The following is a 9,625-nucleotide window of genomic DNA, read 5'->3' on the forward strand; positions in this document are numbered from 1 at the left end:
GCGCGCTCAGTCATAATGAACAGACATCATTGATGATTTCATCTATATTCACTGGAAATGAAAGTTCTCGATCTCGATGCGGTCCGGGCGTTCGTGCTGGTCGCCGACCTGCATAGCTTCACGCGTGCCGCGGACGCGCTCGACACGACCCAATCGGCCGTCAGTTTGAAACTCAAGCGGCTCGAAGCCCATTTGGGCAAGCAATTGCTGGAGCGCACGCCGCGCGTGGTGCGCCTTTCCGCGGACGGTAACGCGTTCCTCAGCGCCGCACGCGACCTGCTGAACGCGCATGAACGCGCGCTGGGGTCGCTGTCAGTCGAACGCCGGCGGCTCGCGTTGGGGCTCAGCGAGCACGTCGCGGGACCGGACTTGCCGCTTCTGCTCGGCAAACTCAATGCGCACGATCCGGGGCTGGTGATCGAACTGCATCTGGGCACGTCGGCCGCGCTGCTCGCGCAATTCGACGAACGCCGCCTCGACGCGGTGATCGTCCGCTATGGCGCCGACGAACCGCCGCGCGACGACGCCCAGGTGCTCTTCAGCGAACCGCTCGGCTGGCTCGCCACGCCGGCATGGCTGCCGCGAGTCGGCGAGCCGTTGGCGCTCGCGCTGCTGAGCCCGCCGTGCAACGTGCGCGACGTGGCGCTGCGAACCCTCGCGCAGGCCGGCGTCGGCTGGCAGGAGGTGTTCGTCGGTGGCGGCGTGGCGGCTGTCGGTGCGGCCGTGGCGGCGGGACTGGCGGTGTCGCCGCTGGCGCGTCGCGTGGCGCCGCGCGGTCTGATCGACGTCGGCCCGCGGCTGGGTTTGCCGACGCTGCCGGAATCGCGCGTGACGCTGCATTCGCGGGTTAGGGACGAGCGGTCGGCGGAGACGTTGCGGCTGGTGACGAATGGGTTGGCGATGCAATGACCAAACGACTCGCCGCCTTCGCCCGCGGATAAACTTCGCCGGCTTTCGCTTAAGGTAGGAAAGACAACCCTTTCAAAGTAGATCCGTGGACCTCGACCCCCGACAAACCACCGCCGTCCGCGCGGTCATCGAAACCGGCAGCTTCGAGCAGGCCGCTGTGCGGCTGAACCTCACGTCGTCGGCGGTATCGCAGCGTGTGCGTGCGCTCGAAACACGGCTTGGCAATCCGCTGATCGTGCGCACGCGGCCGTGCCGTGCGACGCAGATGGGCCAGCGTCTGTTGCAATATCTGCGGCGCGCCGCCCTGCTCGAAGACGATTTCGCCAGCGATCTGGCAGGCGCGAACGAAGCGCTCCTCAGCGTCGCCGCCGCCGTCAACGCGGACACGCTATCGACGTGGTTTTTCCCGGCCCTCTCCGACATCCTGCTGCAGGAAAACGTACTGCTCGACCTGACCGTCGACGACCAGGACCACACGCACGCCCTGCTCGCCTCCGGCCTCGCGATCGGCTGCATCACCACCGAACCGGCGCCCATGCGCGGCTGTTTCGCCGAGCGGCTCGGCGCCATGCGTTACCGGCTGGTAGCGTCGGCGGTGTTCGTGGCGCGGTGGTTTCCGAATGGCTTGACACGCGAAAGTGCGCGCCGCGCGCCGGTGATCCTGTCTTCACGCAAGGATGCGTTGCAGGCGCATTTTCTCGAGACGCGCTTCGGCCTGCCGCCGGAAGCCTATCCCTGTCACTACGTTCCCGCGCCGGTCCCGCGTTACATGGCGATCCAGCGCGGCCTCGCGTATGGCATGGTGCCCGAACTGGAATTCGGCGATGCCGTCGAGCGCGGCGAGCTGATCGACCTCGCGCCGAAGCAACCTACCGATGTCGAGTTGTACTGGCACGCGTGGAAGGTCCAGTCGCCGCGCCTGGAAAAGCTGTCGGCGCGCATCGTCGAACTTGGACGCACGGCGTTAGGGCCGCCGGGCAGCAAGCCGAAACGCAAACGCGCGGCTTGATTGCGGATCAGTGGAGAATCGGCGGCAGCGAACCGCTGCTGGCGGTAGCGGGATTGCTCGTTGCGTTCGCCGGATTGGCGCTAACGTTTGCGGATGGCGGCGGCACATTCACGTGAGATGCCGCCGGTGTCGCCGCGCCGGTTTTCGCCGCGACCTTAGCCGTTTGCGGATGAGCCTGACGAGCCGGGACCACCAGATTCGCGCGCACGACCTTGCCCTGCCCGGTTTTCGTCTGGACCAACTGCGCGCGCGGCTTTTTACTCTGCGCCGTCACTGCCGTTTTCGATTTGGTTTTGCCTGCGTGCGTTGCGTTGATCCCGCTCTTCGTGGCGCCCTTGGCGGCTACCTTGTTCACGCCAGCATGGGCCGCGGGTTGATTAGCGTGCGCTGTCGTCGCTACGACGTGCTTCGAAGCGGCCTTTGAAGCGGCCTTTGAAGCGGCCTTCGACGCCGTCTTCGAACCGGCATTAGACTTAACCTTAGCCGTCCCCGGCTTCGTCTTGGCCTGCCTGGTGACATGCCCGCTCGCTTCAGGCGGGTTCCACACTTCGGCATAACCGGCGGCCGTCGCCGCGCCCGACACACACCACACGGCAAGCGCCGCTCCTGCTGCTACTGCTCGAACGCCCATCTCCTGCTTCTCCTGATCTTCGACTCCATGACGAGCCGGGATTATATTCTCTTGCTAAAATCCATATTTAGACTAATATCAATTTCAAGTACAAATTAGGACTTACCCGCTCATGGCTCACGCTGCCCGTGCCACCCAGCCTGAAGCGCCGATTCGTCGGCCGGTTTCGGAACCCACGCTAACGGAAATGTCCGCGGCGGGTCTGCGCGCGTTCTTCAACATTGCGCGCGACTGGAACCTGAGCGCGGAAGAACAGATCGTGCTGCTCGGTTCGCCGGGCCGTTCCACTTACTTCAAATGGAAGGCGGCGCCTGAAACGGCCCGCCTCGGGCGCGACACGCTCGAACGCCTGTCGCTGCTGCTCGGCATCTACAAGGCGCTGCAAATCCTGCTGCCGCAAGCCAGTGCCGCCGACACCTGGATCAAACGCCCCAACAGCGCGCCGCCGTTCGGCGGCCGCCGCGCGCTGGACCGCATGCTGGCGGGCAACATCAGCGACCTCGTGGCCGTGCGCCAGTATCTCGACGCAATGCGAGGCGGCTGGGCGTGACACAACCGCATTGGCAGGACCGCTGGCGCACGGCGCCGCTCGATTGGTCGCCCGCGTATCGCGTGATTCCGACGCGCTTTCCGGCCGTCAATCTGTTCGATCGGGTCGCCTCGCCGGGAGATTTCGACGCCCTATACGCGCTCGAAGCCATGACCAACGACCGTCTGCGCACGGAAATCGGCGAACTCGATCTGGTGCCGCGCGACGAGCGCCGCTTCGGACCGGGCTACGGGCCGATCATGGCCGCATTGACGCATCTGAATCCGCTCGGCAGCCGTTTCTCCGACGGCACGTACGGCGTCTTCTATTGCGCCCGTTCACGCGCCACCGCGATCGCCGAAACGCGTTATCACACGGGGAAGTTTCTGGAAGCGACGGCCGAGCCGCCCATGCGTCAGCAGATGCGTCTATACACCGTCGTCGCTCACGGCAACGTGGTGGATATTCGTGACGACACGTCGGTGGATCTTGCGGTGCTGTCGCCGGACGACTACCTGGCCGGACAGTCGCTCGGCCGGGCCGTCCGCGAGGCGGGTGCGCCGGGTATCGCGTATCCGTCGGTGCGGGATGACGGCGGCGAATGCCTCGCCGCGTTCAAAACCACGCTGCTGCGCGACTGCCATCACGCGGCGTATCTGGAATACAACTGGAACGGCACGAGCGTGGATATGGTGTTCGAACTCAACCAGGTCGGCTGATCGCGCGGCCTCAATGGTCGGCGTGTGGCCGGCGTGTGGTCGGTGCGCGCCGCCGTCAAGGGAGCGCCAGCGCCGCGGCGCCTTCCGCGCGCGCCTCTTCGGTCGAGATCGACCAGCGCCGCAACGCGAGCGGCTCCACGATTGTGAGCTTGCCGCCCGGCCCGAACGCGCCAGTGTCGATGAACAGCTGTGAGCCGACCTGCTTGATGTCGCGCATCGGCGTGTGGCCGCAATAAGTCAGCGAGAGACCGCGCTGCCGCTGCGGATCGCCATTGCCCAACGCCAGGTCGCGGCCCCACAGCAATCGCTGGCGGGTGTCCTCGGAAAAATTCCCCGCGTCGAGCTCCGCGTCTGAGCCGAAGAATTCGGCATGCAGAACATTGAAGCGCTCCTTGCCGCTGCCGACCACGCGCGCAAGCGGCAACCCGCGCAAGACTTCCGCGTAATGCTGCAAGCGTTCGTCGGATAATTGCGCCGCCCAGATGCCGCCGATTCCGTACCACCACTGACGCCGCAAGCGTCCGTCGGCGACGGCGCACAGCGTGTCTTCGTGATTGCCGAGCACGGCAAAAAACCACGGCTTGTCGAGCAGCGCCAACGCCAGTTCGGAATGCTCGCCACGATCCACCAGATCGCCGACCGAAAACAACCGGTCCCGCGCCGGATCGAACGTGATCACGCGCAGCAGATAGCGCAATGCATCGACGCAGCCATGCAGATCGCCGACCACGAAGTCGCGGCCGCTCTGGTTGACCGGGTGATGCTGGACGGAATTGACGAGTACGGAAGCCATGGGTTCATGATAATGCGGCATCCGCGATGCGTATGCGCGCTGCCCATCGTTTCTTGGCGCCGCAAGAGCGAGAATGACGCAAATCAACGCAAAAGCGGCGCGTTTCCGGCAGGCCTTACCGGAAACACACCGTCTGCGTGGTCACTATTGCTGAGTTCGCAATTTGCCGACTTGATCGGCCGTCACGGTCGACTGGGGATTGCCGAACTGTTTGGTCACATAGTTGGTGATGGCGGCCACCTGGTCGTCGGTGAGTTGATTGGCGAAAGCGGGCATCAACACGTCCGCCTGTTTCGTCGTACGAGTGACGCCGTGCAGGATCACCATGGCCAGATTGTTGGCATCGCTCGCGCCCACCACGGAATTGTGAATCAGCGACGGATACGCCCCCGGCGCGCTCGCGCCGACGCCTTGGCCCGTCCAGCCATGGCAGCTCGCGCAATTGGCGACGAACAACTGCGCACCGTTCACGGCATGGACGGCGGTGCCGCGCAGCGCCGTCACGTCGTCGGCGGGATTGCCCCACTGGTCGCGCGGGCGCGATTCGCCGCCGCTGATCGGCGGCACCGCGCGCAGATACGCGACGATCGAGCCGAGATCCTCACGCGTCAGATATTGCGTGCTGTCGGTCACCACTTCGGCCATCGGTCCGGCCGCATTGGCACGGCCCGGCGCCGCACCGGTCGACAGATACGACACCAGTTCGTCGTCGCTCCAGTTGCCCACGCCGCTGGTTTTGTCGGACGTGATGTTGTACGCGTGCCAGCCGGCCTGCACCGCGCCGGAGAAACGCGCACTCGACTTCAAACCCTGCGTGAAATTGCGCGGCGTATGACATTCCTCGCAATGCGCGAGCCCTTGCACCAGATACGCGCCGCGATTCCATTCGGCGCTTTGCTTGGGATCGGGCACGAAGCGGCCCTCGGTGAAATTGAACAGGTTCCAGAACACCATCAGCCAGCGCTGATTGAACGGGAAATTCAGGCTGTTGCCCGCCGGCGTGTAGTGGATCGGCGTGAGTGTGTTCAGATACGCGCGAATGGCCAGCACGTCCTGATCGGTGACCTTGGTGTACTCCGCATACGGGAAGGCCGGATACAGGCGCTCGCCGCCTTTGCCGATGCCCTCATGCATGGCGCGCAGAAAATCGGCGTCGCTCCATTGACCGATGCCCGTATCCGGATCGGGCGTGATGTTCGGCGTCACGATGGTGCCGAACGGCGTGTTGATCGACAGCCCGCCCGCGAACGGCCGCGCTTTGTCCGCGGTGTGGCACGCCACGCAATCGCCGGCGCGTGCGAGGTATTCGCCGCGCTTGACCAGGTCGCTGCCGGCCGCCGTCACCGGCAAGGCCGCGCCGCTGATCGCTTGCGAGGCGTCGTCGGCGCGGGCCTGCGTAATCGGCAGTTCATCGTTGCGTTGCGTGTTGGGACCGTGCGCCTCATACCAGGCGACATACAGCGCGAACAGCGAAAAAATCGCGGCCAGCGTCGCGACCCTGAGGTGGTGGCGGCGGCGGGCGTTCTGCACCAGCGCATCGAGCGGCTGCACGCGAGAGGTGTTCTTCGTCATTGTGGCTCTCCGTTCACGCTCAGATTTCACGCTTGAGCTTGTCGGCCAGCTTCAGCGACAAGGCCGCAATCGTCAGCGTGCAATTCACCGATGCCGCGGTCGGCATCACGCCGCTGCTGGCGATGAACAGATTGGAGTGGTCGTGCGTGCGGCAATCCGCATCGACGACCGAATCCGCCGGATCGCTGCCCATGATCGTGGTGCCCATGATGTGATTGTTCGGCGCGAAGGTGTCGTCGAAAGTGACCTCGGCGCCGCCGAACAGCGCGGCGATCTGCGCATACAGCTCGTGCGTGTTGGCCGCGCTTTTCTTCACGTAGTCGTTGATCGAGTAGTAGATTTCCGGCTGCGGAATGCCGAGCGAATCCTTGTGATCCGCCGACGGCACCACGCGGTTCTGCGGCTCGGCCAGATGCTCATGGAAGCTGTTGATACTCAGCGTGCGCGCCGCGCGGTCGCGTATCTGCCGGTCGAGTTCGGCGCCGGTCAGACCTTTTTTCAGCAGGTCGGCGGTCACGCTCATCGTCGGCACGCCGTTCGAGAGATGCAGCTTTTTCGCGGCGTAGTCCGAACGGAACGCGCCATCGCGGAAATTGACGACCGAGGTCATCTCCATCGGTCCGCGTCCGGGCCATAGCGGTTCATTGGCGAGGAACGTGACGCCCGTGCCCGGATGGTCCATCAGATTGCGACCCACCTGGTCGGAACTGTTGCCGACGCCGTGCGGAAATTTATCGGACGTCGACATCAGCATCAGCTTCGGCGTTTCGATGCCGTTCGCGGCGAGCACGAACAGTTTGCCGGTCACGCGCGTGCTGTTGCCGTTCGGGTCCTTGTAGTGGACCGCGGTGATCAGCCCTTTGTTGTCCGCTTCGACGCGATACACCACCGCTTCGGGAATCAGTTTCGCGCCGGCCTGTTCGGCTTTCTCCGCATGCGCGACGCCGTTGTACATCGCGGCGATCGGGCAGATCGGCATGCAGTTGTTGTTGCCGCAGCAGGTGGGCCGCGCGTCGTACGGACGGCTGTTGCGCGCCACCGGCTCGGGCACGACCTTGAAGCCTTGCGCATTGAGCACGTCGCTGAAACGCTGATCCATATACGAGAGCGGAAGCTGGCTCATCGGATACGGTTTCGAGCGTGGCGAGCCGAGATCGATCGAACTGCCGGGGCCGGACACGCCGAGCTGCACTTCAGCCGCCGAATACCACGGCTCCAGCGTTTCATACGGATAAGGCCAGTCGCGTCCCACGCCGTACAGCTTGTGCAACTGGAAGTCCGACGGCAACAGCCGCCACGCGGCCGCCGCCCAATGCCAGGTCGTGCCACCCACCAGCCGCAGGTACTGCGAGCTATACGGATAGTCGCCTTTCTGGATCAGATAATTGTTGGCGGGAGCGTACTCGGGATGCGGCGCGTAGGGCGTCGATGGATACGGCGTCGCGAAGTCCGACTTGACCGGCGAGTTGCGGAAGTTCTCGACGATCTGCCAACGCGGAATGCGCGGCCCGGCTTCGAGCAGAATCACCGACGCGCCGGCCAGCGCCATCTGATGCGCGACCAGTCCGCCCGCCACGCCCGAACCGACCACGACGATATCGGCGGAATTTGAGTTTGCCATTGTTGCCCTCTTGCTGGCTTGCTGTGCTTGTTATGCTTGCTGTATTCACGTACCGGCGCTGCGTCGAATGATTCAATCAAGCGATGCGGCACGCGCGAGAGGAACGTCGTTAAGCGCTCAGCGGTTTCTTGGCCCAGTAGAACGGCACGTCCCGGCAATAGGACGGAATCGTGAGCACGTCCTTGACGGGCTCGAACATCAACGCCTTTTCATAAGCGACCACGTCGACATGCGGCATCTCGCCGACAAGGCCGAGATACCACGCGCGCATGATCGCGCTCACGGATTTCGCGAGCGCGGGCTGGTCGACTTGCAAAGCCTGCGCGACGGTATCGGACGGTACGCCGCCATGACCTTGCAGCCATGTGTTGAGCGCAGCGACGTTCTGCGTGAACTGACTGTCCGATTTGACGAGGGCGTCGTAGACGCGTTTGCCGAGCGGGGCATCGAAGCCCGTGCGGCCGGTGAGGCGCTGCGAGAGTGCGAGGAAAGCGTCGAGCCCGCCGCCTGCGGGCGTATCGGCAAACGCTGGGGCGATCCATGAAAGCGAGCGGCCGGCGCCGGCAAACGCGAGCGCCGCGGCCGCCGCGCATGCACCGAGCACCCACGCTCTGCGCGAGGCGGAAAACGATGCTGACAGCGACAACTCTGCTGGATGCGTCACTTCGTGGTGCGCATCATTATTGTTGGGTACATCTGTCATGGGGACTCCAGATGGTGAGTGATTCTCAACGTGCCTCGCGACCCTGGCTTAATGCCATTCGCGCGTGGCGTCGATCTCTACCCCAAACCTGGTCTAAGCGCCGCTTGAGCGGTCTTTTATGAGCCCGCACGCACCCAGTGCGAGCTGAGTGACGTGGTGCTGATGACATCCGTATGAAACCGCATGCACGGCGTGGCATGCTTGGCAAAAAAACCGTGCCGCCTGCCAATCGCCTTTCAACTGAAAGCGGCTCGCAAGGGCGTTGCGAAAGACTATAGCCTGTGACCCGCCCATTCGACAAATGATGGCCCAGGCGCGGGTAGAATCCGCGACACCGAGAGCCCTACACCCAACATTCCATGCTCACCAAATACTATCCACAGGTTCTTCGCAATCGACCGCGCATGCTGGTCGGCCTTGCGCTCGGCATTATCGGCGCGCTGCTTGTGCCCGCGCACACACGCCCGATGGTCCGCGTGCTGGCCGGCTGGGACGCGACCATCTGGAGCTATCTGGCGATGATCTGGGTGCACATGGCCCTCGCCGACGAAGGCCGCGTGCGCGAATTCGCCCGTCGCGACGACGAGAACGCGGGCGTGGTGCTGATGGTGATCTGTGTGGCGACCATCGCGAGTATTGCCGCCATCGTGATGGAACTGGCCTCGGCCAAGGGGACGGCAGGCGCTTCCACCGTCTGGCACTACGCGCTGACCGGGCTCACGATGTTCGGCGCATGGTTCCTGATCCCGACCATCTTCACGCTGCACTACGCACGGCTTTACTACGACACCGACGCAAAGGAAACGCCGCTGCTGTTTCCCGACCATGCGCTCCAGCCGGACTACTGGGACTTCCTGTATTTCTCATTCACCATTGCCGTGGCCTCGCAGACCTCGGACGTGGTGTTGCGCTCGCGTTCGCTTCGCCGCGCCGCGCTCGCGCAGTCCATCCTGTCGTTCTACTTCAACGTGGCTGTACTGGGTTTGTGCGTGAACATCGCGGCGGGCTTGCTCGGCTCGTAATACGGCTGACACAAGCTGTCCCGGCAAACGCCCCTGCCACATAAAAATCCGCCTTTTGCGGTCATCGCCCCGCCTCCCACGCGCCACGTGTAAATCCTGGACCGCGGTCGCCCGTTT

The 9,625-nt window shown here is 64.1% G+C and carries 10 protein-coding genes; 5 read left to right on the top strand and 5 right to left on the bottom strand.

What is annotated here, in order from left to right; all coding sequences use genetic code 11:
* The first annotated feature begins 57 nt into the window (after positions 1–57).
* Positions 58–909 (top strand): LysR family transcriptional regulator, encoded by an 852-nt coding sequence (locus HF916_RS27115; RefSeq protein WP_168791806.1) that lies wholly within the window; start codon positions 58–60, stop codon positions 907–909.
* 85 nt (positions 910–994) lie between these two features.
* Entirely contained in the window at positions 995–1,918 is a 924-nt protein-coding gene (locus HF916_RS27120; RefSeq protein ID WP_168791807.1) for an HTH-type transcriptional regulator ArgP, read from the top strand.
* A 7-nt stretch (positions 1,919–1,925) separates the two neighbouring features.
* On the opposite strand, the gene HF916_RS27125 is transcribed toward HF916_RS27120, so the two are convergent.
* Positions 1,926–2,549, bottom strand: coding sequence for a hypothetical protein (locus tag HF916_RS27125; protein ID WP_168791808.1), 624 nt, complete (start codon positions 2,547–2,549; stop codon positions 1,926–1,928).
* A 112-nt stretch (positions 2,550–2,661) separates the two neighbouring features.
* On the opposite strand from HF916_RS27125, the gene HF916_RS27130 reads away from it, so the two are divergent.
* Both HF916_RS27130 and HF916_RS27135 read left to right on the top strand, forming a co-directional pair.
* The gene (locus HF916_RS27130) at positions 2,662–3,099 is read left to right on the top strand and encodes an MbcA/ParS/Xre antitoxin family protein (protein WP_168791809.1); all 438 of its coding nucleotides are present in this window, start codon (positions 2,662–2,664) and stop codon (positions 3,097–3,099) included.
* Positions 3,096–3,797 carry an RES family NAD+ phosphorylase gene (locus HF916_RS27135; protein WP_168791810.1) on the top strand — a complete coding sequence of 234 codons (702 nt, stop codon included), beginning with the start codon at positions 3,096–3,098 and terminating at the stop codon, positions 3,795–3,797. Before HF916_RS27130 ends, HF916_RS27135 begins: the two co-directional genes overlap by 4 nt.
* 55 nt (positions 3,798–3,852) lie before the next feature.
* Here the strand turns inward: HF916_RS27135 and HF916_RS27140 are convergent, their stop codons facing one another.
* The 4 genes from HF916_RS27140 to HF916_RS27155 form a co-directional block, all read right to left on the bottom strand.
* On the bottom strand, positions 3,853–4,590 hold the full coding sequence (locus tag HF916_RS27140) for a metallophosphoesterase (RefSeq protein WP_206001865.1): 738 nt from the start codon (positions 4,588–4,590) through the stop codon (positions 3,853–3,855).
* A gap of 144 nt (positions 4,591–4,734) precedes the next feature.
* Positions 4,735–6,162: a cytochrome c gene (locus HF916_RS27145; protein ID WP_168791812.1), complete on the bottom strand. Its 1,428-nt coding sequence runs from the start codon at positions 6,160–6,162 to the stop codon at positions 4,735–4,737.
* A gap of 19 nt (positions 6,163–6,181) precedes the next feature.
* The gene (locus tag HF916_RS27150) at positions 6,182–7,783 is read right to left on the bottom strand and encodes a GMC family oxidoreductase (RefSeq protein WP_168791813.1); all 1,602 of its coding nucleotides are present in this window, start codon (positions 7,781–7,783) and stop codon (positions 6,182–6,184) included.
* A gap of 109 nt (positions 7,784–7,892) precedes the next feature.
* Positions 7,893–8,486, bottom strand: a complete 594-nt coding sequence (locus HF916_RS27155; protein WP_168791814.1) for a sugar dehydrogenase complex small subunit — start codon at positions 8,484–8,486, stop codon at positions 7,893–7,895.
* Between the two features lie 359 nt (positions 8,487–8,845).
* Here HF916_RS27155 and HF916_RS27160 point away from each other — a divergent pair, with 359 nt between their 5' ends.
* A complete protein-coding gene (locus HF916_RS27160; RefSeq protein ID WP_168791815.1) occupies positions 8,846–9,508 on the top strand; it encodes a DUF1345 domain-containing protein in 663 nt (220 codons plus the stop codon).
* Positions 9,509–9,625 lie beyond the last annotated feature (117 nt).

It is taken from the genome of Paraburkholderia aromaticivorans, assembly GCF_012689525.1.
Classification (GTDB): Bacteria; Pseudomonadota; Gammaproteobacteria; order Burkholderiales; family Burkholderiaceae; genus Paraburkholderia; species Paraburkholderia aromaticivorans_A.

What these genes read in the sequence shown, in the direction of transcription:
- HF916_RS27155 (WP_168791814.1), bottom strand. Translation starts at nt 8,486, where the DNA reads ATGACAGATGTACCCAACAATAATGATGCGCACCACGAAGTGACGCAT.
- HF916_RS27115 (WP_168791806.1), top strand. Translation starts at nt 58, where the DNA reads ATGAAAGTTCTCGATCTCGATGCGGTCCGGGCGTTCGTGCTGGTCGCC.
- HF916_RS27145 (WP_168791812.1), bottom strand. Translation starts at nt 6,162, where the DNA reads ATGACGAAGAACACCTCTCGCGTGCAGCCGCTCGATGCGCTGGTGCAG.
- HF916_RS27140 (WP_206001865.1), bottom strand. Translation starts at nt 4,590, where the DNA reads ATGGCTTCCGTACTCGTCAATTCCGTCCAGCATCACCCGGTCAACCAG.
- HF916_RS27130 (WP_168791809.1), top strand. Translation starts at nt 2,662, where the DNA reads ATGGCTCACGCTGCCCGTGCCACCCAGCCTGAAGCGCCGATTCGTCGG.
- HF916_RS27160 (WP_168791815.1), top strand. Translation starts at nt 8,846, where the DNA reads ATGCTCACCAAATACTATCCACAGGTTCTTCGCAATCGACCGCGCATG.
- HF916_RS27150 (WP_168791813.1), bottom strand. Translation starts at nt 7,783, where the DNA reads ATGGCAAACTCAAATTCCGCCGATATCGTCGTGGTCGGTTCGGGCGTG.
- HF916_RS27125 (WP_168791808.1), bottom strand. Translation starts at nt 2,549, where the DNA reads ATGGGCGTTCGAGCAGTAGCAGCAGGAGCGGCGCTTGCCGTGTGGTGT.